A 22,574-nucleotide genomic window follows, 5' to 3' on the forward strand; every position below is an offset into this window, starting at 1 on the left:
TGCGGCTGCAACAATCTGTCGCACAACTGCCCGTAGTCTCGTGAAGTTCTGAGCAAGGTCCGCCATGCCGAGAATAGCCTATGTGAATGGTCGTTACGTCAAGCACAGCGACGCCATGGTTCACGTTGAGGATCGCGGCTATCAATTTGCCGATGGCGTCTATGAGGTGTGTGAAGTCCGTCATGGGTTGATCGTCGATTTGACCCGGCACCTCGATCGTCTCAACCGTTCGCTCGGTGAGCTGCGGATTGCCTGGCCGATGGGCCGTGCGGCGCTGATCCATGTGATCCGCGAGACGCTTCGCCGCAATCACGTCCGCAACGGCCTGTTCTATCTGCAGGTAACGCGCGGCGTCGACCGGCGCGACCATGTCTTCCCACCGGAAGGCACGCCGTCCTCGATCGTCGTCACCGCCAAGAGCACAGATCCCTCCATCATCGCGAAGAAAAATGCCAATGGCATCAAGGCGATCACCGTGCGTGACAATCGCTGGGACCGGGTCGACATCAAATCGGTCGGGCTTTTGCCGAACGCGCTGGCACGCCAGCAGGCCAAGGAGGCCGGCGCACAGGAGGCAATCTATATCGATCACAACAGCATGGTGAAGGAAGGGGCCGCGACCAATGTCTGGATCGTCGATCCCGATGGCAATCTGGTCACGCGCCCGGCCGAGCATGGTATTCTGCGGGGCATCACGCGCACGACTTTGATGGAGGTCGCGGCCAGGCTCGGGCTCACCATCATCGAGCGTTTCTTCTCCGTTGAAGAGATGATGGCGGCCCGCGAAGTGTTCATCACGGCGGCCACAAGTATCTGTTTTCCTGTGATTGCCATCGATGGCGAGGCGATTGCCAATGGCCATCCGGGCAGCGTTTCCGAGAAAATTCGTGAAGCCTTTTTCGACGTTGCGGAAAAGACTGCGATTTGATACCAACAATCGATGGCGGGAGAGATTGAGGGTATCTCCTGTCCGAGACCTCAATATATCTTGATATTGCACCGGCTTAGGTCGGCAAAAAAGAAAGAATCGGCGCGATGGCGGAACGTTCTCAGAACTTGCAGGACCTGTTTCTCAATACTGTTCGCAAGCAAAAGATTTCACTTACAATCTTCTTGATCAATGGCGTGAAGCTCACGGGCGTTGTTACGTCCTTCGACAATTTCTGCGTCCTGTTGCGCCGCGACGGTCATTCGCAGCTTGTTTACAAGCACGCGATTTCGACCATCATGCCGGGTCAGCCGATGCAGATGTTCGAGAGCGAAGAAGTCGCATCCTAACTAGGATTTGCCGTTATCACGACACGCGATACCAAAAATGATTCCATCATCCCGGAAGCCGTAAAGCATCGGGATGATATGCGGGCTGTCGTCATCGTGCCTGTGCTGAAGCAAGCGCGTTCGCGCTCGGCACAGGCGGATGGTACGGTGACGACGTCGCGCACACCCGAGAGCCGCCTCGAAGAAGGCAGGGGCCTGGCGCAAGCGATCGACCTTGATATTGTCAACGGCTCCATCGTACCGATCAACGATCCGCGTCCGGCGACCTTGCTTGGCACCGGCAAGATCGAGGAAATCCTCGCGCTGCTCGATGAACTCAATGCCGGTCTGGTGATTGTCGATCATCCGCTGACGCCAGTGCAGCAGCGCAATCTCGAAAAGGCCTGGAACGCCAAGGTCATCGACCGCACGGGCCTCATCCTCGAAATCTTCGGCCGCCGCGCCTCCACCAAGGAAGGCACGCTGCAGGTAGAACTTGCGCATCTCAACTATCAGAAGGGCCGGCTGGTTCGAAGCTGGACCCACCTTGAGCGCCAGCGCGGTGGCGCGGGCTTCATGGGCGGCCCCGGCGAAACCCAGATCGAAGCCGACCGGCGACAGTTGCAGGAGCGGATCATCCGGCTGGAACGCGAGCTGGAACAGGTGGTGCGTACCCGCCAGCTTCACCGCGCCAAGCGCCGGAAGGTGCCGCATCCGATCGTAGCATTGGTGGGCTATACCAACGCCGGCAAGTCGACGCTATTCAATCGCATTACCGGCGCCGGCGTCTTGGCCGAGGACATGCTGTTCGCAACGCTCGATCCGACGCTGCGGCGCATGAAGCTGCCGCATGGCCGTACCGTCATTCTCTCCGATACCGTCGGCTTCATTTCCGACCTGCCGACCCATCTCGTCGCCGCCTTCCGCGCCACGCTGGAAGAGGTGCTCGAAGCTGACCTGATCCTGCATGTCCGCGATCTCTCGGACGAAGACAACCAGCAACAAAGCGCGGATGTCATGCGGATCCTTGGGGATCTCGGCATCGGCGAGGCGGAAGGGGCTGAGCGCATCCTCGAAGTCTGGAACAAGATCGACCGTCTGGAGCCGGAGGCGCATGATGCTATCGTCCAGAAGGCATCGACCGCCGAAAACGTTATCGCCGTATCGGCGATGAGCGGCGAGGGTGTCGATCGTCTGATGGACGAAATCAGCCATCGACTTTCCGGTGTCCTGACCGAGACGACGATCACGCTGCCCGTCGACAAGCTGGCGCTGCTGTCATGGGTTTACAATCATGCCATCGTCGATAGCCGTGAGGACAACGAGGACGGTACGGTGAAGCTGGAAGTACGCTTGACCGAGACGGAAGCGACGGAACTGGAGCGGCGTTTGGGCCGCGGCCCGAAGCCGCAGCGCGAGGATTGGGAATAGGGAAGGACTTGCGCCCTTATTCGGCGAGCTGCCTTTCGATCGCCTTTGCCGCCTGCCAGATGTCTTCCATCCGCTCCAGCGAAGCTCCCTCCAGCGTTTCGCCTGCCGCCTCAAGCGTCGTCTCGATGTGATTGAAGCGGCGACGGAATTTCGTGTTGGTGCCGCGTAGCGCCTGCTCCGGGTCCGTCTCCACATGCCGGCCGATATTGACGACCGCGAAGATCAGGTCGCCAAGTTCGTCACTGACCTTGGCCTTATCGCCGCTGGCAAGCGCGACCCGCAATTCGCCGATCTCTTCCTCGATCTTGTCGAGGATCGGTTCAGGCGCGGACCAGTCGAAGCCGACCTTGGCGGCGCGTTCCTGCAGTTTCAGTGCCTCGGTCAAAGCCGGAAATGAGCGCTGCACGGAGCCGAGGAGACCGGCCTTGAAATCCTCCGAGATACCGCGTTTTGCCCGGCGCTCTGTGCGCTCGCGCTTCTCCTCGGCCTTGATCTGATCCCATTGCAGCTTCACCGCGCCCGCCGTATCTGCGTCCGAAACGGCAAAGACATGCGGATGCCGGCGTATCATCTTGCGGGTGATGGCCTCGACGACGTCGCCGAAGGAGAAGTCACCTGCTTCCTCCGCCATGCGGGCGTGGAAGACTACCTGCAACAGAAGATCGCCCAGTTCGTCGCAGAGATCATCCATATCCTTGCGCTCGATCGCATCGGAAACCTCATAGGCTTCCTCGATCGTATAGGGCTTGATCGTCTCGAAGGTCTGGACGATATCCCAGGGGCAACCAGTCTGAGGATTGCGCAGCGCCGCCATGATCTCGATCAGGCGGGATATGTCTTGTGATGCTTCCATGGAGATCTCTGTGGTCCGGCCTTGTTCAGTTCAGCGGAATGTCGTTGTCGCCCTTGGACGACTGATAGCTGTCGGAGAGAGCGGTGTAGGCGGCCTTGATGCGTGCCGTCTGTTCCTTGAGCGCCGTCTTCAGCGGATCCTTTTCCGTTTCCACCAGATCGGCAACGGCAAAACTGTTCCAGAAGGCGTTCTGCCGGCGATAACCGCCGGGCTCCAGTCCGAAGACCTCTTTCAGGATCAGCAAGTCATGCGGGATCGCGAAGGCGTCGCGGGAATCTTCATGGCTGAAGAAATAATAGAAGTTGTCGAAGCCGGCCCAGGTGATCGCCGACATGCACATGGTACAGGGCTCATGGGTCGACAGGAAGATCAGATCCTTGGTCGCGGGCTTGTCGCCAAGCTCGTAAAACCGCTTCAGCGCATGCACTTCGCCGTGCCAGAGCGGATTTTCCAGCTCATTGTTGGTTTCGGCGACTACCAGCGACAGGTCGGACTTGCGAAGGATCGCCGCGCCGAATACCTTGTTTCCAGAGGCAACGCCTTTTTGCGTCAGCGGCAGGATATCCTGTTCCATGACATCGAGAAGGCGGGTGGCAATGGTGTTTGCGGACAAGCGTCTTACTCCGAGGATTTTCTATTAGCTTAGCGGCATTGCCGGCGCTGCGGAATGCGCAAACGACGTATAGACACGGTTGGCCACAGGCAATAAATCTATCTTTGAAGTTGAAAAGACCTAAAATTCTATAGATTTCCTATATTTATATGAATCCCGTCTTCTGGTGAGTTTTGCTCAAATCAGCGAGATGTCGAGCAAAAGAATACGGACTTGCCGGAGCATTAGAATTTCTGTTTCTTCAATCTTATGGCTGCAAAGGCGATATTCTGGCAATCTCGAAGTGGAATGATAATGCCTCCCAGGACTGACCAGCTCTCGGTGTTTCCAGCTTTCTTTCGCGTGGAAGGAAGGGTTACGGCTGTCTTCGGGAATGGTGATGAGGCTTTCGCCAAGACGCGGCTTCTGATGAACACCCAGGCGAAGATCGTCGCCTATGCCACGGCGCCGGAAGCGGACTATCACTCCTTCCTGATTGCCAACCGTATCGAAACCGTGCGCACCGCGTTCTCTTCGGATCAGGTCAAGGGCGCTGCCCTGGTTTTCGCCGCTACCGGCGATGCGGAGGCCGACCGCGCCATCGTTGACGCGGCGCGCGTCGAGAGAATTCCGGCAAACGCCGTCGATCAGCCCGACTATTGTGATTTCTACACGCCGGCACTCGTCAACCGTGCCCCGGTCGCCGTTGCAATCGGCACCGAAGGTGCTGGTCCCGTGCTGGCGCAGATGATCCGTGCGCAAATCGACCAGATGCTGTCGCCCTCGCTCGGCAAGCTCGCAGAACTGGCAACGCGCTATCGCAAGCCTGTGGATCGCCTGGTGCCACGCGGCGTCGCCCGCCGCGTCTTCTGGCGCCGCTTCTTTTCCGGCCCCGTTGCCGATGCCGTCAGTGCCGGCCACTTGCCGCAGGCCGAACATGCGGCCGATAGCCTGTTGCACTCGGCGCACAAGGTCGAGGGCCACGTCTGGCTGGTCGGTGCCGGTCCTGGTGCGGAAGACCTGCTGACGCTGCGCGCCCAGCGCGTGATGATGGAAGCCGACGTTATCGTCTATGATGCGCTCGTGCCGCAGGCGATCGTCGACATGGGGCGTCGCGATGCCGAGCGCCTCTCGGTCGGCAAACGCAAAGGCTGCCATTCGAAGTCTCAGGAAGAGATCAACGACCTGTTGGTGCAGCTTGGCCGCGACGGCAAGCGTGTCGTGCGGCTGAAATCCGGCGATCCCTTGGTCTATGGCCGGGCGGGCGAAGAAATGGCCGCGATGCGCGCCGCCGGCGTGACCTATGAGATCGTTCCGGGCATTACCTCGGCCTTTGCCGCCGCCGCCGATTTCGAGCTGCCGTTGACGCTGCGCGGCGTTGCCTCGTCGCTGGTCTTCACCACAGGTCACGACCTGACCGGCGATGTTCTGCCGGATTGGGCGAGCCTTGCTATTTCCGGCGCAACCATCGCCGTCTACATGGGCCGCACGGTTGCCGCCTCCGTCGCCGGCCGTCTGATGGAGGCCGGGCTTCCGCCCGAGACCACCGTTGCGGTCATCGAGAACGCCAGCCGGCGCGATCGCCGCCTGATGCACGGCACATTGAAGGATCTGCCTGATCTGGAGCATCGCGACGAGTTGAGCGGTCCGGTCATGGTCATCATCGGCGAAGCCGTCGCCGGCGCCAATTTTGAACAGTCCGAGCCGCTGGTCCGTCAGGAGACCGCCGCTCAAGAATTTGCAAGGAGCTGATCCCATGGTCGACAAGGTTCTGACCGCTAACCGGCTGACCGATGGTGTCGCCGTCTGGTTGAATGCCAACGGCGAGTGGGTGACGTCCCTGCAGGAGGCGCTGGTTGCCCGTCACGCCGAGGCCGAGGCCGCGCTAGAAGCTATCGGTAAGCAGGCTTATGCCGACAACAAGGTTGTCGACGTCAATCTGATCGAAGTTCAGGAAACCGGCGGCAAGCTTTGGCCGCTGCGCCTGCGGGAGCGTATCCGCGCCGAAGGTCCCACCATGGAATACGCGCCGGGCTATGCCGCGGCCGATCCGGAATTTATTGCAGTCTGAGGAAGCCATGTATCGCTACGACGAATTTGACCACGCCTTTGTCGCGGAACGCGTTGCCCAGTTTCGCGATCAGGTGGAGCGGCGCCTTTCGGGGGAACTCGCGGAAGATGCGTTCAAGCCGCTGCGCCTGATGAACGGCGTCTATTTGCAGCTGCATGCCTATATGCTGCGCATCGCCATTCCCTATGGCACGCTGAGCTCGCGCCAGATGCGCATGCTCGCCCATATCGCACGCACCTATGACCGTGGTTATGGTCACTTCACCACCCGTCAGAACCTGCAGTTCAACTGGCCGAAGCTGTCGGATATGCCAGATGTGCTGGCTGAACTCGCATCCGTCGAGATGCATGCCATCCAGACCTCGGGCAATTGCATTCGCAACGTCACGGCCGATCATTTCGCCGGCGCTGCCGCCGATGAAGTCGCCGACCCGCGTCCTTACGCTGAAATCCTGCGTCAGTGGTCTTCCGTCCATCCGGAGTTCTCCTTTCTGCCGCGCAAGTTCAAGATTGCCGTTACCGGCGCCGAGCGCGACCGCGCCGCAATCCAGGTGCACGACATCGGCCTGCATCTGAAGAAGAACGACAAGGGTGAGATCGGCTTTGCCGTCTATGTCGGCGGCGGGCAGGGCCGCACTCCGATGGTTGCCAAGCTGATCCGCGACTTCCTGCCGGAAGAGGACCTGCTGTCCTACACGACCGCTATCATGCGCGTGTACAATCTGCATGGCCGCCGCGACAACAAGTACAAGGCGCGCATCAAGATCCTCGTGCACGAAACCGGCGCCGAAGAGCTGGCCCGTCAGGTCGAGGTCGAATTTGCCAAGCTGAAGGACACGGAGCTGAAGCTCCCCGAGGCTGACGTTCAGGCAATATCTGCCTATTTCGCTCCGCCGGCTCTGCCGCAGCGCGCCGAAGGCTGGGAAAGCCTTGCGCGCTGGAAGAAGTCCGATCCGGACTTTGCTCGTTGGGTGCAGCAGAATGTGCAGCCGCACAAGAACCCCGATTACGGCATGGTGACGATCTCGCTGAAGCCGATCGGCGGCATTCCGGGCGACGCCTCGGATGCGCAGATGGATCTGGTCGCCGATATCGCCGAGGAATATGCCTTCGATGAAATCCGCGTCAGCCATGAGCAGAACCTGATCCTGCCGCATGTGGCGCTCGCCGATCTCGAAGCCGTCTATCGGGGCCTGGTTTCCGCCGGCCTCGAAACTGCCAATGCCGGCCTGATCACGGATATCATTGCCTGTCCCGGGCTCGACTATTGTGCGCTTGCCAATGCCCGCTCGATCCCGCTCGCGCAGGAAATTTCGACGCGTTTCGGCTCGGCCGAGCGTCAGGCGGAGATCGGCGAGCTGAAGATCAAGATCTCCGGATGCATCAATGCCTGCGGTCATCACCATGTCGGCCATATCGGCCTGCTCGGTGTCGAGAAGAAGGGTGCGGAACTCTATCAGATCACGCTTGGCGGCTCCGGCGACGAACATACCTCGATCGGTGAAATTATCGGCCGTGGTTTTGAACCGAACAAGGTGACCGACGCCATCGAGACGATCGTCGACACCTATCTCGGCCTGCGCCTCGATCCCTCGGAAATTTTCCTCGATGCCTATCGGCGTGTCGGACCGCAACCCTTCAAGGAAGCGCTCTACGGCTCGTCCTCGGCTGCGGCCGAAGCGGCGTAAGGAGATGATCATGACGAAGATTTGGCGCGAAACCGGTTTTGTCGAAAACGATCCCTGGGTTATCGAGACCGAAGAGGTCAAGGCGACCGAAGAGCAGAAGCCGCTGCTCAACCTTGACGCCCTGATTGCCAAGGCTGAAGAGAGCAACGATGTCGGCCTCGGCGTGGTGATCAAGCCGGCCGACGATGTGACGAAGCTGGAACCCTATCTTGATCGTCTGGCTATCGTTGCCGTGGCTTTTCCGGCCTTCAGCGACGGTCGCGCCTTCAGTCACGCCTCGCTGCTGCGCCAGCGGCTCGGCTTTGCCAACGAGTTGCGTGCGGTCGGCGATGTGCTGATCGACCAGGTTCCGTTGATGCTGCGTGTCGGTATCGACAGTTTTGCAGTGACCAACGAAACAGCGCTGAAGCGGCTTTCGGAAAATCGCTTGCCCGGTATTCCACATTACTATCAGCCGACAGCCCGGCCTGCCGAAGGTGGCGAGACCTATAGCTGGCGCCGGCAGTCTGCCAAGACGGCCTGATTCGGCTCTTCATCTCAGACGTGTGGCACTGGTATATACACCGGATTGCCACATTCCTGGCGATAGCTATATCTAGCCTGCAAGGCTGCATAAAACTTGACTGTGATACACATATTTTATGCCGGCGCTGTCGGATGGAATGGAATGCCTTTAAATCCGCACTATAGTGTAATATCAGCCTCGCCAGACACAGACTGCCAAGAGCGACGCCCACACGACGAATACGGGATCTGAGACCGAATGAACGCCCCCGCCAAGACCGAAGAATTTGTTTCCGCAGTACCAGCAGGCGTTTTCGCCGAAAAGGTGCTGAGCGTGACGCATTATACCGACCGGCTCTTTCGTTTTACGATGACCCGGCCGCAAGGCTTCCGTTTCCGCTCGGGCGAGTTTGCAATGATCGGCCTGATGGTCGACGGCAAGCCGCTTTACCGCGCCTATTCGATCGCAAGCCCGGCCTGGGCCGAAGAACTCGAGTTCTTCTCGATCAAGGTGCCGGACGGTCCGCTGACCTCGCATCTGCAAAACATCAAGCCGGGCGACGAAGTGCTGATGCGCAAAAAGCCGACGGGCACGCTGGTGCTCGACGCATTGACGCCGGGCAAGCGGCTCTACATGTTCTCGACCGGCACCGGTATCGCGCCCTTCGCGAGCCTGATCCGCGATCCCGAGACCTATGAGAAATTCGAGGAAGTGATCCTCACCCACACCACCCGCGATGTCGCCGAGCTGAAATATGGCTTCGATCTCGTCGAAGAAATCCGCAATGACGAGCTTCTGAGCGAGGTTGTCGGTGACAAGCTGCGCCACTATGCGACCGTCACCCGCGAAGAGTTTGCCTTCAAGGGCCGCATCACCGATCTCATGGAAAACGGCAAGCTCTTTACCGATCTCGGTATTCCCGCGCTTGATCCCGAGATCGATCGCGGCATGATCTGCGGTTCCTCGGCCATGCTCAAGGATACCAAGGAGCTGCTGGAAAAGGCGGGCCTGAACGAGGGCGCCAACAGCAAGCCGGCCGAATTCGTCATCGAGCGGGCTTTCGTAGGCTAAAAGCTTTCGGATATTGTAATAGGCAAGGGCGGTCTCGGTAGCGAGGCCGCCTTTTTCATTTGCCGCTAAGATAGTCAATCAGCGTCGCCATCGCCTTGCCGGCGTCTTCGGCATTGCCCAGATGAATGGCGCGGATGACGCCGACGTGCAGCGCAATCGCCCGGTCCATGCCGTCAGGCGGCGCGGTGGAGTACCAGAGCCGGCGCGAGTGGGTCTGCACCGGGCCAAGCGCTGCGGTGATGAAGCCGTTCGGGCAGGCTTCTTCCAGGATTTCATCGAATGTCTTATCGGCGGCGAAGAAGCCTGTGAGGTCACCGGTGACGGCGCAATCCGTCATCAGGCGGGCGCATTCGAGCAATTGGTCGCGCTGCTCCTGGTTGGCATTGATGGCGACGAGTGACGCCGCGAGCGGCTCCAGCTCGCGCCTGACCTGCATGACATGCCTATGGTCTTCCGCTCGGATCTCGGCAATCTGCAGCCCGACGCGCGGCCGCACATGGATGAGCCCCTGCCATGCCAGCTTCTGAATTGCCTCGCGCACCGGCGTGCGCCCGTGGCCCGCAAGCTCGATCAGTTGTTTTTCCGTAACGAGCGCGCCGGGCTTCAGCACCAGCGTAACGATCAGGTGCTCCAGGGCGAGATAGGCGAGGTGGCTTTGCGAATTTTGCATCCCAGCCGATTCCCATGTCCATGCTGATGTATCAGTTTTTGGCACGCCGCATTTTCGATGGCAAGCCACACTGATATATCAGACTGTAGAGGGAGATCGCTGTCGCGTGTCTCGTGCTGGCTGCTATGGAGACGACGGAGGCCGGGTAAATACCCGGATTCCCGCCGCATCATGTCGCTCAGTGGCCGATGACGGAAGTAAGGCTCGGTGGCTGCCGCTTGGCGGCCATCAGCAGATCCAGTTCGGTGGCTGATGGGCCGAACTTGTCGAAGAGGCGTTTGGCCTCTTCGTCGTCGAGGCGATATTTCCGCGCGAATTCGGCGATGCTGTAGGGGCGACCGCGCAGTACCTTGCGGCTCGGCGTCTGATTGGCGCTTTCCATCATACTTCCAACCTCCTCTTTGCTTCTGGTGTCGTACCTAGCGCTCGCAGTGGGGTTGAAAAGGGTCTCGGTCGCCGGAGCGCATATACGAGCAATAAAAAAGGGAAGGCGGCTGTCCCGTCTTCCCTTCAGTTCCCACTCGGGACGAGCTTTCGCCCGCGCGGTGTCTATCGCCTGATCAGTCGTCCGACGAAGATCAGGATGCAGGCGCCGATAAAGCCGGTGATCAGGTAGTTGATCAAGGCGTTGAAGGGCAGCGTAAGGCCCAAAATCCCGAAAAGCCAACTGGCAACGAGCGCACCTACGATGCCGAGGACGATGTTCATGATTATGCCGGTATCGCTCTTCATGATCATTTCAGCGAACCAGCCGGCAAGGCCACCAATAACAATAGCTGCAATCCAACCGACTTCCATAAGGTCCTCCTGAGACTCGGTGGGTTGTTCACAAATGCTGATATACACCAAAAGCGATTCGTGCGGCAAACAATTGCGCGCGTAAGGTGGGGAGCGGCCGTCGCAACCCCGATTATTGACGGTTATTGCTACAATTGGCCCTCCGTGCCGGGACCAATTCATATATCGACAAGATATTTTCCGGTTCCGTGAAGGCTCAGTTTTCAGCCGATCTGGGCGATTCCGTCGGCAGTGCTGACAGATTTTGCGACTTCAATCTGCGGAAAAGCATTTGGCGACGCCGCAACGGCTATTTTATGGGTTGACCACAATAGGGCGCCTGCATATGTTCCGCGCACTTCCAGCCGGGGTGCCAATCACCCGCGGACGGGGAGAGCGTAGCTCAGCTGGTAGAGCAACTGACTTTTAATCAGTAGGTCTCGGGTTCGAACCCCGACGCTCTCACCACGGTTCCTTTAAGTGGCCGGTTTGGTGAAGTTAATCCAAGAGACAATGATCTTTCTGAGCTTGGGGTAACGACGACGGAAAGACCTGCGTTATGTCGTCAAACGCAAGGGCCGTGTTTGCGACGTTGACGCATTGCCTGATCAACTCTTCAGGCTTCCGAACCACCCTGAGAATGTTGGCCGTATTTCCTGGAACGGCTTTTGCAAGGTTATTCGCGTCTTTACGCATTTGAGGTCATCAGTTTTGGAACGAAACACTTTGCAACCATTTCCCGCCGCCGTAACGCTTGTGATGAGCGACACCGGCGGATATCGACGTGTCAATACGGCACAGGATGCGACGGAGACGCTGCTGGACCATTGGCCAATTAGGGATGGTGAAGCCTACCTGACCGCGATCCAGGCCTGTCTCGACGCGATCATGGAGCGCGTTCATCCTCAAGCCGCCCGAATTGCCTTTATCAAGGCGGCAGAGGAAGCTGGGGTATCTCTGTTGCAGTGATCATTGCTCATATTTGAGCTCTTGCGCGGCTTAAGGAGATGCGTTGATTGGCCTCGTATTATGCGGCGCCTACGCCGCGGTGGCAGCACCCGCAGCCTTGAGGATCAGTGCGATAGTGTTGCGAGCGATGCGCTCGAGTTCGGGCCGGGCCGTACCGGCGCGGGCGCGCTGCGCGAGGCTGTGCTGCAGGGCGGCGAGCATGTCGGCGATAGCATCGATGTCGGTCGCGGGCGGCAACTGGGCGTCGTCGCGTGCCGCAGCGATGCGCTCACGGAACCGTGCATCAGCGCGTCCGAGGGCAGCAAACAGTTCGGCACCGATCACCGGGTCGGCTGTGGCCTCGCCGGTGATGACGCTGAGCACGGGGCAGCCGAGCGGGCGATCGTCACCTTCCGAATAGATGGCGACAAGTATCAGGAAATAGCCATTGAGTGCCTTTGCGAGCGAGGGTTCGTCGAAAAGGGCCCGGCTCCAGCGTTCGGCGCTGTCCTCGACATATTGTGTGACCGCCCGGAGGTAGATGCCGCGCTTGTTGCCGAAGGCGGCATAAAGACTCGGCCGAGCCATTTTCGTTGCCTCGGATAGGTGATCGAGCGATGTGGCGGTGTAGCCGCGACGCCGGAATTCGAGGAGTGCGGCGCCGAGCGCAGCCTTGGCATCGTATTGGCGTGGGCGCCCGCGGGCGGACTTTTCGTTCATTTTTGTACCGTATCGCAATAAATTCATTGCGCCATATTTTTGTGCGAAGTAGTCTAAAAATCAGCGGCACGGAAAGCAACCCCTCTGGAAGCAAAGGCTGGCGGATAGGCGCGTGCATTGCGCCCTGCAGCGCTCTCGGCCGCATGCGCAAGCGGGGAGCGCGCGGCATTTCTCCGCCTCGATGAAAAGGACAATCGATGACTGACAAAATCCGCATCGGCATTAACGGCTTCGGCCGCATCGGCCGGACCGTTCTACGGGCTGCGATGAAGCGCGACGACGTCGAGATCGTGGTGATCAACGATCTGCTGCCAACCGATCATCTCGCTTATCTCCTCAAATATGACAGCGTGCATGGCGGCTTCGGGGGCGGCGTATGGGCCGCGGACGGCACGCTCGATATCAATGGCAACAGGGTTAGGGCCTTCAGCGAACGGGAGCCGAGCGCGATCCGTTGGGGGGAGGTGGGCGTCGATCTCGTCATCGAGTCGACCGGCTTCTTCCTGACAAGAAAGGCAGTGGAAGGACACCTTGCTGCCGGTGTCGGCAAGGTCCTGCTCTCGGCACCGCCGGAGGACGACACACCGGTCTTCGTGATGGGTGTCAACGCGAACGACTATGCCGGTGAAAGCATTGTCTCGAATGCCTCGTGCACAACGAATTGTGTCGCGCCGCTCGCCAAGGCGCTGAACGACGCTTTCGGCCTCGAGGAGGCGCTGATGCTGACGGTTCACGCGACGACGTCGAGCCAGAACACGGTCGACGGCGTGGCGCGCAAGGACTGGCGTTTCGGGCGTGGCATCCTCGAAAATATCATCCCGGCGACGACCGGTGCGGCGCGCATGGTCGGCAAGGTAATCCCAGAACTGAGTGGGCGGATCAACGGCATGGCGGTGCGCGTGCCGGTGTCGGACGTATCAATGATCGATCTTACATGCCGGCTCAGAGAAAGCGTGTCTTATAAGGACATCTGCGCGATGCTCCGCGAGCAGGCAGCGAGCGCGATGCACGGCATCCTCGCCTATTGCGACGAGCCCGTCGTGTCGACCGACATGCGCGGCAATCCGCATTCTTCCATCGTCGACGCACTTGCGGGCATGCAGATTGGGGGCGGACTGACCAAGCTCGTTGCCTGGTATGACAACGAATGGGGTTATGCCTGCCGTTGCCTTGACCTGGCAGCGCATATTTCGCGCGCAAGGTGAGGGAGCATCAATTTCTGTCTGGAACGTCTGTAGGTGATTTCGGCAAAGCGCCGGTTCTCGACCCAGATGAACAAATCCAGTTGGTCTCTGCGACGGTCTTGATACTGCCAACAAATCTGCCGATTGCCGTAATGGTCATGACATAGCCGGATGCTTTCATCATCTCCGCATCACCCGCGAAAAGGTGATTGGCGTTCCGGCTCCCGCGACGCTAGTAAGACGGCTGAATGACATAGCCGGAGTCTATCGTGTCGCTTGCCGATATCTCGCTTCTGAGTGCCTTGCTCGCCGGAGCGCTTTCCTTTCTGTCGCCCTGCGTCCTGCCGCTGGTGCCGCCCTATCTCTGCTATATGGCCGGTATTTCCGTCGAGCAGTTTCGTGGCGGTGGAGCGGCGGTGGCGAGTGGGCCGAGCGTTCGTGGCAATGTGCTGTTTTCAGCCCTGTTCTTCACGCTCGGCTTTGCGACCGTCTTCATTGCGCTCGGCGCGGGTGCGTCATCGATCGGCCTTCTGCTGCGCCAGCATCTTGATATCCTCGCCAAGATCGGTGGCCTGATCATCGTTATCATGGGCCTGAATTTCCTCGGTGTTTTCCGGCTCGGCATCCTTGCGCGCGAGGCGCGGTTCCAAGGTAGTGGCAAGCCAGCGACGCTGACGGGCGCTTATATCATGGGCCTTGCCTTCGCCTTCGGCTGGACGCCCTGCATTGGTCCGGTACTCGGAGCGATCCTTGGGGTGGCGGCATCGCGGGAGACGATCGGTGCCGGCGCCGGGCTGCTTGCCGTCTATTCGCTGGGCCTTGCCATACCCTTCTGGATCGCGGCCGGCTTTTCCGGTGCCTTCATGAGCTTCCTTGTCCGCTTTCGCCGCCATCTCGGCACCGTCGAAAAGGTCATGGGCGGGTTTCTGGTGCTCACCGGTCTGGCATTCATCTTCGGCTATGTCAGCGATATGGCGATCTGGTTCCAGCAGACCTTTCCAATCCTGATGAAAATCGGCTAAGCCGGACGTCATCGTCCGTTCCTGTTTTCATTATCAGAGTGGAAAATGCCCGATGGCTGACATTGTCGGTCTGTTGCTGCCGTTCTTCGGCCTGATCCTGATCGGTTACATCGCCGCACGCATCACGAAACAGCCGGCCGAGGCGCTCGGCTGGCTCAATACTTTCATCATCTATGCCGCACTGCCGGCTCTGTTCTTCAAGCTTGTTTCGCAAACGCCGATCGAGCAGCTGACGCGCGTCGACTTCATCGTTGCCGACATCGCCGCTACCTATTCGATCTTCCTGCTGGTGTTTCTGGTCGGACGTGTTCTGCGCCGCAACTCATTGGCTGATAGCACCATCCAGGCCTTTGCTGGCGCTTACGGGAATATCGGCTATATGGGGCCGGGTCTGGCACTGTTGGCGCTGGGAGAAAAGGCGGCGGTTCCCGTCGCGCTGATCGTCTGCTTCGAAAACGCGCTGCATTTCATCGTCGCTCCGGCGCTGATGGCAGTCGAGGGCGGCGACAAGCGTTCGCCCGGTCGGGTTGCCGCCGATATCGCCAGGAAGGTGCTGCTGCACCCCTTCATCCTGTCGACCGCCTTTGGCTTCGCCGCCTCCTCCTTTTCGGTCCACCAGCCGGTCGCCTTTCAGCGCTTTGTCGATTATCTCGCCCAGGCAGCCGCCCCTTGCGCGCTGTTTGCCATGGGCGTGACGCTTGCCCTTCGGCCGCTGAAGCGCATTCCGGCCGAGATCGGCTATATCGTGCCGGCCAAACTCATTCTGCATCCGCTGGTGGTCTATCTCGTGTTGCAGATGGTCGGAGGCTTCGATCCGATCTGGATCGAATCGGCCGTACTGCTCGCCGCCTTGCCGACGGCGACGAATGTTTTCGTCATCGGCCAGCAATATGGCGTCTGGCAGGAGCGGGCCTCTGCCACCATCCTGATCACCACGGCCTGCTCCGTGGTGACGGTGTCGCTGCTGCTCTATCTGATCAAGTCCGGCACCTTACCGGCGCAGCTTTTCCCGTAACATCGAGGTAAAGCCGCGCAGGCTGCCACCGGGCTCGATGCCCTCGCGCATGACGACGTTGCGCAGCGGCGGGATGGCCGAGAGGACGTGCAGGCCCGCGGCCCGCAGCATCTGCACCGGCAGGAAGTCCGATAGGAGCGAACGGTTCAGCAGATCGACGCTCGCCGTGCGGCTGAGGATATCTGTGCGCCGCTTGCGATCAAAACTATCTCCGGCGGAGGCAGCAATCGGTTGATCTGCGCGGTCGCAGAGAACATCGGTCAGCGCCAGGATGTCGCGCAGGCTGAGGTTCAGGCCCTGCGCACCGATCGGCGGGAAGACATGCGCGGCCTCGCCGATCAGCGCGGCGCGGCCCTTGCCGAAGCGATGGGCCGTCATGCCGGAAAGCGGCCAGACCTGCACATTGTCCTCGACCGTGACCTTGCCCAGCATCGATTGCATGCGCTCCTCGATCAACAGGCTGAGCTCTTCCAGCGATCTCTCCGCATTGGCGGCGGCTTCTGCCGGCTTCTGCACCCAGACGAGACTGGAGCGGTTTCCGGGAAGGGGAACTTGGGTGAATGGCCCGCTCTCGGTGTGGAACTCCGTCGAGATGTTCTGATGCGGCAGGGAATGCGCAAAGTTCAGGACCATGGCTGATTGCGGATAGGACCAGCTCTTGACCTTGATCCCGAGTGTTTCCCGCACCATCGAATTGCGCCCGTCCGCGCCGACGACGAAAGTCGCTTCGACCGTGTCGCCGTCTTCAAGCGTGAGGGTGACACCATCGTCGCGGATGGCGACCTCGGAAGCGGTCGTCTCGACGAGAGTAATACTGCCTTCCGCCTTGACGGCTTCGCTGAGGCTGTCGAGCAGCACGGCGTTCGGAATATTGTAGCCGAAGGCGTCGAGGCCGATTTCCGAGGCACGGAAGGAAACGGTCGGCGCGCGCAGCAGCCGGGTCGTTCCGTCGATGATCTGCATCGTCGTCAGCGCGGCGGTGGATGGTGCGATTTTTTCCCAAAGCGCCAAGCGCTCGAGGAAGCGAATCGATTGGTCCATCAGTGCCGTGGTGCGGCGGTCCGTCTTGCTGTAGGGCGCGGCCACCAGGGCGACGGATCGTCCGCCGCGCGCAAGCGCGATCGCCGCCACCATGCCTGTCAGCCCGCCGCCGATGACGGCCACTTCAACCTGCTTCATATCGATGCCTCACTTGTCTTCGCTCTGAAAATAAGCGCTTAGCCTGTTGAAATCCATGGGATGAAACATCGCAATGGGTGAAAATGACGGGTACACGCTATAGCGTGCACTAGAAATAGAGCTTTTGCGCTGGCAGTACCGGGCAAACGATGCATATTAGCGAGAAAAATCATCTGCCGGGGCAGGTGAATAAACAGGCGAGCAGTGGGGCGGATGAAAGTCTTCAATTATAAGCGGGTGCCTTATGCGGAGATTCGTGCTTTCTCCGTGCATATATTGACGGCATCCGGCTCTTTTCTCGCCTTTCTCGGCGTTGTCGCGGCAGCGGAACATCGCTTTGTCGACATGTTCTGGTGGCTCGGTCTGGCGCTGCTCGTCGACGGTATCGATGGGCCGATCGCCCGCAAGGTCCGCGTCAAGGAAGTGCTGCCCAATTGGTCCGGCGATACACTCGACAATATCATCGACTATGTGACCTACGTGTTGCTGCCGGCCTTTGCGCTCTATGAAAGCGGCATGATCGGCGAGCCCTGGTCCTTCGTGGCCGCCGGCATGATCGTCGTTTCCAGCGCCATCTACTACGCCGATACCGGTATGAAGACGGATGAATATTTCTTCTCCGGTTTCCCGGTCGTCTGGAACATGGTGGTCTTCACGCTGTTCGTCATCGGCGCCAATGCGACAACCGCCATGATTGTCGTCGGCGTCTCCGTCGTCCTGACCTTCCTGCCGATCAATTTCCTGCATCCGGTGCGCGTCAAGCGGCTGCGGCCGCTCAATCTCGGCATCTTTCTGTTCTGGTCCGCGCTCGGTGTCTATTCGCTGCTGATGCACTTCGTCATGCCGCACTGGGCCGTGGTCCTGTTTGTCCTCAGCGGCATCTATCTCTATTGCATCGGCGGCGTGCTGCAGTTTTTCCCATCCCTCGGGCGTCAATAGGATTTGCACGTCATGAAGAAGACCCAGGCCATTCGCATCCATCAAAACGGCGGTCCTGAAGTCATGAAGCTGGAGGAGGTTGATCTGCCGCCGCCGGGTGCTGGCGAGGTGCAGATCCGCCATGCCGCGATCGGGTTGAATTTCATCGACGTCTATTTCCGTTCGGGCCTCTACAAGGCGCCGTATTTCCCGCTGCCGCTGGGCAAGGAAGCGGCCGGCACGATTACAGCCGTCGGCCCTGATGTGACCGATTTTGCCGTTGGCGATCGCGTCACCTATGTCGGCAGTGACGGCGCCTACAGTGTCGAGCGCAATATCGAGGCCCGCCATCTCGTCAAGGTTCCCGACGTTATCCCGCTCGAGACCGCCGGCGTGATGATGCTGAAGGGGATGACGGTGGAGTATCTCCTCAACCGCACCTTCAAGGTCGGACCCGGAACCGTGCTGCTGTTCCATGCCGCCGCCGGCGGCGTCGGATTGATCGCCGGACAATGGGCAAAGGCGCTTGGCGCCACCGTGATCGGAACGGCCGGCTCGCCGGAGAAGGTCAAGCTGGCGCTTGAGCATGGCTATGATCATGTGATCGACTACAGCCGCGAGAATTTCGCCGATCGCGTCAAGGAGATCACCGGCGGCAAGGGCGTCGATGTCGTCTATGACTCGGTCGGCCGGGACACGTTTCCACAGTCTCTCGATTGCCTGAAGCCGCGCGGTCTGTGGGTAACCTTCGGTCAGTCCTCTGGTCCGATAGAGAATTTTAACCTTGCCATCCTCAATCAGAAGGGCTCACTTTTCGCCACAAGGCCAAGTCTTTTCGCCTATATCGGCACGCCTGAGGAGTTAAGAGCCAGTGCGGACGCATTATTTGCTGTTGTGCAAAGCAGCAAAGTGCGTATCAATATCAGCCAGACCTATCCGCTGAGCGATGCAGGGCGCGCGCACTCGGATCTGGAATCAAGAAAAACGAGTGGAACTACGCTGCTGATCCCATAGATCCAAAAGGGCGGATTGTTGGGAAAGAAATGAGGGGAACGTGTCGTCATCCGATATGCCGGCAGCCGGTGCGTTATTGTCGGTTCGAAAACTGACGAAGCTGTTCGGTAGCTTTGCTGCCTGTAATGAAATTGATCTGGAAATCCAGCCGGGTGAGATTCATGCTCTGCTCGGTGAAAACGGCGCAGGCAAATCCACTCTCGTGAAGATGCTGTTCGGCGTTCTGGAGCCGACCGCGGGCGAGATCGCCTGGCAAGGCAAACCCGTATCCATCGCTTCGCCTGGCGATGCGCGCAAGCTCGGCATCGGCATGGTGTTCCAGCATTTCTCGCTGTTCGAGGCGCTGACGGTTGCCGAGAATATCGCTCTTTCCCTTGATGACAGCGTTCCGATCGGGAAGATTGTCGAGGAGGCCGCCAGCCTGTCGCGCGCCTATGGCCTACCGCTCGATCCGCACGCGCATGTCGCCGATCTCTCCGTTGGCGAGCGCCAGCGCATCGAGATCGTGCGCGCGCTATTGCAGAACCCGAAGCTGATCATTCTTGACGAGCCGACCTCGGTGCTGACGCCGCAGGAAGCCGATCGCATGTTCGAGACGCTGTTCCAGCTCAGGGATGAAGGCCGCTCGGTCCTCTATATCAGCCACCGTCTGGAGGAGGTGCAGCGCATCTGTTCGCGCGCCACCGTGCTGCGCCATGGCAAGGTGACAGGCGCCTGTGACCCCAGGCAGGAAACGACAGGCTCGCTCGCTCGCATGATGGTCGGCAGCGATGTTGCCAGCGTTCAGCATGAGGGCCTTGGTAAGAAGGGCGATATCCAGCTGGAGGTCGCCGGCCTTACCGTGCCGGCGCGCACGCCGTTTGCCATCTCGCTGAAGGATATTTCGCTCCGCGTCCGCGCCGGAGAAATTCTGGCGATTGCCGGTGTGGCCGGCAACGGGCAGGGGGAGCTGTTCGACGTCGTCTCCGGCGAGCATACCGTGATTTCCGACGATTTGATCCATGTGCGCGGCGAGGCGGTCGGCACCAAGGGCATCAATGCGCGCCGCCTGCTCGGTGCCGGTTTCGTGCCGGAGGAGCGTCAGGGCCATGCCGCGGTAACGGGCCTGAAACTGTCGGACAATCTGGTGCTTGCCCGCGCGCAATCGGATCGCAAGGCCTTTCTCGGCGGCGGGTTCCTGAAGGTGATCCGTCACGGTGCGGTCAAGCAGGCGGCCAAGCGGATTTGCGAGGCCATGGATGTTCGCAAGAGCGGCGAGGACCCGGCTGCCGGGGCGCTTTCGGGCGGCAATCTGCAGAAATTCATCGTCGGGCGCGAACTGGACCGCCAGCCGACCGTGCTGGTCGTCAATCAACCGACCTGGGGCGTCGACGCAGGTGCTGCAAGTCGCATCCGTCAGGCGCTGGTCGATCTCGCTCGCGGCGGATCAGCCGTGCTCGTCATCAGCCAGGATCTCGATGAGATTTTCGAAGTTGCGACCGATATCGCCGTGATTTCGGAAGGCCGGTTGTCGCCGGCCTATCCGGCCAATGAATTGACACGGGAGAAGATCGGATTGCTGATGGGTGGCCAGCATGAATCCAAGAGCCATTCGGAGCCTGCGCATGCGCATTGAACTCGAAAAGCGCCCGCAGGCATCGAAGCTTTACGGGTTCGTATCGCCGCTGCTCGCGCTAGTTTTGATGCTGATCGCCGGCGGTATCATGTTCTGGATGCTCGGCAAGGATCCCCTGGATTCGCTCGAGGCCCTCCTTATTGAGCCACTGTTCGATCCCTGGTCGCTGAACGAGCTGGCGAAGAAGGCTGGTCCGCTGATCCTGATCGCCGTTGGTCTATCGGTCTGCTATCGCTCCAACAACTGGAATATCGGCGCGGAAGGCCAATACAGCGTTGGCGCCATATTCGGCTCCATCATTCCCGTCTATTTCTACGATTGGCATTCGCCGCTGCTGCTGCCGCTGATCATGATCTGTGGCGCAATCGGTGGCGCACTTTATGCCGCCATTCCGGCTCTCCTAAAGACGCATTTCAACACCAACGAAATCCTGACGAGCCTGATGCTGACCTACGTCGCCCAGCTTTTTCTGGATTGGCTGACGCGCGGACCGTGGCGCAATCCGGATGGTCACGGTTTCTACGGAACGCGTGACTTCGTTCCGGAAGGCGTGCTGCCGCCGATCTGGGATGACACCATCACCGCGCATTGGGGCTTCGTCTTTGCGATCATCGCGGCGATCCTTCTCTGGTTCATGATGCGCTACACGCTGAAGGGCTTCGAGGTGGTCGTGCTTGGACAGTCGGAGCGGGCAGGGCGTTTCGCCGGCTTCTCGCCGAAAAAGATGGTCTGGTTCGCGTTTTTGCTGTCCGGCGCGCTTGCCGGCCTAGCCGGTATTTCCGAAGTTTCCGGGACCATCGGCCACCTGCAGCCATCGATCTCGCCGGGCTATGGCTTCACAGCGATCATCGTCGCCTATCTCGGCCGCCTCAATCCTCTCGGCCTCATCGCATCCGGCCTGGTGCTGGCGCTGACCTATATCGGCGGCGAGGGTGCGCAGTTGACCATCGGCGTTTCTGACAAGGTGACCAGCGTCTTCCAAGGCTTCCTGTTGTTCTTCGTCTTGTCCTGCGACGCGCTGATCTATTACAAGATCCGCTTTGTCCGGTCGCGGGCGCACGTCAAGACCGGAGGTGCGGCATGACCTTTTTCGAAGCCGTTCTCCTGACGATCGTCACCGCGGCAACGCCGTTGGTCATCGCCGCTATCGGCGAGCTGGTAACGGAGCGTGCGGGCGTGCTCAATCTCGGCGTCGAAGGCATGATGATAATGGGCTCGGTCGGAGCCTTCGCCGCCGCCCAGATCACCGGCAATCCCTATCTCGGCCTTCTTGCCGGCGTGGCTTCAGGCGCGCTGTTCTCGCTGCTTTTCGCCTTCCTGACCCTGACGCTGGTCAGCAATCAGGTGGCGACCGGCCTTGCGCTGACGATCCTCGGGCTCGGCGTGTCCGGCATGATCGGCGAAGGTTATGTCGGCGTGCCGGGCATCCGTCTGCTGCCGATCGAAATCCCGGTCCTGTCGCAGATACCCTATATCGGCACCGTGCTGTTCAAGCAGGATATCGTCTTCTACCTGTCGATCGTCCTGGTGATAGCGGTCAACTGGTTCCTGTTCCGCAGCCGCGCCGGCCTCAAGCTTCGCTCCATCGGCGACAATCACGCCTCGGCGCATGCGCTCGGCATCAATGTCATCCGCACCCGCTATCTCGCCGTGATGTTCGGTGGCGCCTGCGCGGGGCTTGCCGGCGCTCAGCTATCGCTGATCTACACGCCGCAATGGACGGAAAGCATGTCCGGCGGCCGCGGCTGGATCGCGCTTGCCTTGGTGGTCTTCGCGTCCTGGCGCCCGTGGCGCATCCTCATCGGTGGCTATCTCTTCGGCGCCGTGACTATCCTGCAACTGCACGCGCAGGCCTTCGGCATTGGCGTGCCGTCACAATTTCTCTCGATGCTGCCGTATCTTTCCACGGTTGTCGTCCTGGTTATTATCTCTCAAAATCGGCGTGCGACGTTGATCAACACGCCAGCATCGCTCGGCAAGTCTTTCGTGCCGGATCGATGAACAATCAAAAGACGGGCTATCGGAAACCTTCCAACCAACAGGGG

The 22,574-nt window shown here is 59.8% G+C and carries 24 protein-coding genes and 1 tRNA gene; 18 read left to right on the forward strand and 7 right to left on the reverse strand.

Going from position 1 to position 22,574, the window contains the following annotated elements:
- Positions 1-64: 64 nt before the first annotated feature.
- The 3 genes from AC1RO0_RS00910 (at position 65) to hflX (ending at position 2,688) form a co-directional block, all read left to right on the forward strand.
- Complete coding sequence (locus AC1RO0_RS00910) at positions 65-928, forward strand: D-amino-acid transaminase (RefSeq protein ID WP_498591104.1); 864 nt, start codon at positions 65-67, stop codon at positions 926-928.
- Positions 929-1,035: 107 nt separating this feature from the next.
- Complete coding sequence (gene hfq, locus AC1RO0_RS00915; protein WP_007693481.1) at positions 1,036-1,278, forward strand: RNA chaperone Hfq; 243 nt, start codon at positions 1,036-1,038, stop codon at positions 1,276-1,278.
- A 78-nt stretch (positions 1,279-1,356) separates the two neighbouring features.
- Positions 1,357-2,688, forward strand: a complete 1,332-nt coding sequence (gene hflX, locus AC1RO0_RS00920; protein WP_498591105.1) for a GTPase HflX — start codon at positions 1,357-1,359, stop codon at positions 2,686-2,688.
- A 16-nt stretch (positions 2,689-2,704) separates the two neighbouring features.
- Here hflX and mazG read toward each other — a convergent pair whose 3' ends face one another.
- Entirely contained in the window at positions 2,705-3,541 is an 837-nt protein-coding gene (gene mazG / locus AC1RO0_RS00925; RefSeq protein WP_498591106.1) for a nucleoside triphosphate pyrophosphohydrolase, read from the reverse strand.
- Between the two features lie 25 nt (positions 3,542-3,566).
- Positions 3,567-4,154 (reverse strand): deaminase, encoded by a 588-nt coding sequence (locus AC1RO0_RS00930; protein ID WP_498591107.1) that lies wholly within the window; start codon positions 4,152-4,154, stop codon positions 3,567-3,569.
- 288 nt (positions 4,155-4,442) lie between these two features.
- Between AC1RO0_RS00930 and cysG the strand changes: the two genes are divergently transcribed.
- From cysG to AC1RO0_RS00955, 5 genes are all read left to right on the forward strand, one after another.
- Positions 4,443-5,885, forward strand: coding sequence for a siroheme synthase CysG (cysG, locus tag AC1RO0_RS00935; protein ID WP_498591108.1), 1,443 nt, complete (start codon positions 4,443-4,445; stop codon positions 5,883-5,885).
- Positions 5,886-5,889: 4 nt separating this feature from the next.
- The gene (locus AC1RO0_RS00940; protein WP_133706206.1) at positions 5,890-6,204 is read left to right on the forward strand and encodes a DUF2849 domain-containing protein; all 315 of its coding nucleotides are present in this window, start codon (positions 5,890-5,892) and stop codon (positions 6,202-6,204) included.
- 7 nt (positions 6,205-6,211) lie between these two features.
- On the forward strand, positions 6,212-7,891 hold the full coding sequence (locus tag AC1RO0_RS00945) for a nitrite/sulfite reductase (protein ID WP_498591109.1): 1,680 nt from the start codon (positions 6,212-6,214) through the stop codon (positions 7,889-7,891).
- 10 nt (positions 7,892-7,901) lie between these two features.
- Positions 7,902-8,414, forward strand: a complete 513-nt coding sequence (locus AC1RO0_RS00950) for a DUF934 domain-containing protein (protein WP_498591110.1) — start codon at positions 7,902-7,904, stop codon at positions 8,412-8,414.
- Positions 8,415-8,654: 240 nt separating this feature from the next.
- Positions 8,655-9,467 (forward strand): ferredoxin--NADP reductase, encoded by an 813-nt coding sequence (locus tag AC1RO0_RS00955; RefSeq protein WP_498591111.1) that lies wholly within the window; start codon positions 8,655-8,657, stop codon positions 9,465-9,467.
- A 55-nt stretch (positions 9,468-9,522) separates the two neighbouring features.
- On the opposite strand, the gene AC1RO0_RS00960 is transcribed toward AC1RO0_RS00955, so the two are convergent.
- The 3 genes from AC1RO0_RS00960 to AC1RO0_RS00970 all read right to left on the reverse strand — a co-directional run bounded on the left by AC1RO0_RS00960 (position 9,523) and on the right by AC1RO0_RS00970 (position 10,935).
- Positions 9,523-10,137: a GntR family transcriptional regulator gene (locus AC1RO0_RS00960; RefSeq protein ID WP_498591112.1), complete on the reverse strand. Its 615-nt coding sequence runs from the start codon at positions 10,135-10,137 to the stop codon at positions 9,523-9,525.
- Between the two features lie 178 nt (positions 10,138-10,315).
- Positions 10,316-10,522, reverse strand: coding sequence for a hypothetical protein (locus tag AC1RO0_RS00965; protein ID WP_498591113.1), 207 nt, complete (start codon positions 10,520-10,522; stop codon positions 10,316-10,318).
- A gap of 164 nt (positions 10,523-10,686) precedes the next feature.
- On the reverse strand, positions 10,687-10,935 hold the full coding sequence (locus AC1RO0_RS00970) for a GlsB/YeaQ/YmgE family stress response membrane protein (protein ID WP_498591114.1): 249 nt from the start codon (positions 10,933-10,935) through the stop codon (positions 10,687-10,689).
- A gap of 371 nt (positions 10,936-11,306) precedes the next feature.
- Between AC1RO0_RS00970 and AC1RO0_RS00975 the strand changes: the two genes are divergently transcribed.
- Positions 11,307-11,382: transfer RNA gene (locus AC1RO0_RS00975), tRNA-Lys, on the forward strand.
- Positions 11,383-11,640: 258 nt separating this feature from the next.
- Positions 11,641-11,883 carry a DUF982 domain-containing protein gene (locus AC1RO0_RS00980; protein WP_498591115.1) on the forward strand — a complete coding sequence of 81 codons (243 nt, stop codon included), beginning with the start codon at positions 11,641-11,643 and terminating at the stop codon, positions 11,881-11,883.
- Between the two features lie 69 nt (positions 11,884-11,952).
- Here AC1RO0_RS00980 and AC1RO0_RS00985 read toward each other — a convergent pair whose 3' ends face one another.
- Entirely contained in the window at positions 11,953-12,582 is a 630-nt protein-coding gene (locus tag AC1RO0_RS00985) for a TetR/AcrR family transcriptional regulator (protein ID WP_498591116.1), read from the reverse strand.
- A 197-nt stretch (positions 12,583-12,779) separates the two neighbouring features.
- Between AC1RO0_RS00985 and gap the strand changes: the two genes are divergently transcribed.
- The 3 genes from gap to AC1RO0_RS01000 all read left to right on the forward strand — a co-directional run bounded on the left by gap (position 12,780) and on the right by AC1RO0_RS01000 (position 15,803).
- Positions 12,780-13,787, forward strand: a complete 1,008-nt coding sequence (gene gap, locus AC1RO0_RS00990) for a type I glyceraldehyde-3-phosphate dehydrogenase (RefSeq protein ID WP_498591117.1) — start codon at positions 12,780-12,782, stop codon at positions 13,785-13,787.
- A gap of 248 nt (positions 13,788-14,035) precedes the next feature.
- A complete protein-coding gene (locus tag AC1RO0_RS00995; protein ID WP_498591118.1) occupies positions 14,036-14,788 on the forward strand; it encodes a cytochrome c biogenesis CcdA family protein in 753 nt (250 codons plus the stop codon).
- 52 nt (positions 14,789-14,840) lie between these two features.
- Positions 14,841-15,803 (forward strand): AEC family transporter, encoded by a 963-nt coding sequence (locus tag AC1RO0_RS01000; protein WP_498591119.1) that lies wholly within the window; start codon positions 14,841-14,843, stop codon positions 15,801-15,803.
- Here the strand turns inward: AC1RO0_RS01000 and AC1RO0_RS01005 are convergent.
- Positions 15,780-16,982, reverse strand: a complete 1,203-nt coding sequence (locus AC1RO0_RS01005; protein ID WP_498591120.1) for a UbiH/UbiF family hydroxylase — start codon at positions 16,980-16,982, stop codon at positions 15,780-15,782. The two genes, AC1RO0_RS01000 and AC1RO0_RS01005, sit on opposite strands and share 24 nt — an antisense overlap.
- Before the next feature lie 213 nt (positions 16,983-17,195).
- On the opposite strand from AC1RO0_RS01005, the gene pcsA reads away from it, so the two are divergent.
- From pcsA to AC1RO0_RS01030, 5 genes are read left to right on the forward strand one after another with little or no spacing between them, the layout of a single operon-like run.
- Positions 17,196-17,921: a phosphatidylcholine synthase gene (gene pcsA, locus AC1RO0_RS01010; protein ID WP_047454785.1), complete on the forward strand. Its 726-nt coding sequence runs from the start codon at positions 17,196-17,198 to the stop codon at positions 17,919-17,921.
- A 12-nt stretch (positions 17,922-17,933) separates the two neighbouring features.
- A complete protein-coding gene (locus AC1RO0_RS01015) occupies positions 17,934-18,914 on the forward strand; it encodes a quinone oxidoreductase family protein (RefSeq protein ID WP_498591121.1) in 981 nt (326 codons plus the stop codon).
- A gap of 40 nt (positions 18,915-18,954) precedes the next feature.
- A complete protein-coding gene (locus AC1RO0_RS01020; RefSeq protein WP_498591122.1) occupies positions 18,955-20,529 on the forward strand; it encodes an ABC transporter ATP-binding protein in 1,575 nt (524 codons plus the stop codon).
- Entirely contained in the window at positions 20,519-21,613 is a 1,095-nt protein-coding gene (locus tag AC1RO0_RS01025) for an ABC transporter permease (protein ID WP_498591123.1), read from the forward strand. The genes AC1RO0_RS01020 and AC1RO0_RS01025 overlap by 11 nt, the downstream gene beginning before the upstream one ends.
- Positions 21,610-22,530 carry an ABC transporter permease gene (locus AC1RO0_RS01030; protein ID WP_498591124.1) on the forward strand — a complete coding sequence of 307 codons (921 nt, stop codon included), beginning with the start codon at positions 21,610-21,612 and terminating at the stop codon, positions 22,528-22,530. The genes AC1RO0_RS01025 and AC1RO0_RS01030 overlap by 4 nt, the downstream gene beginning before the upstream one ends.
- Positions 22,531-22,574 lie beyond the last annotated feature (44 nt).

This window comes from Rhizobium sp. GW821-FHT14E12 (assembly GCF_058803745.1).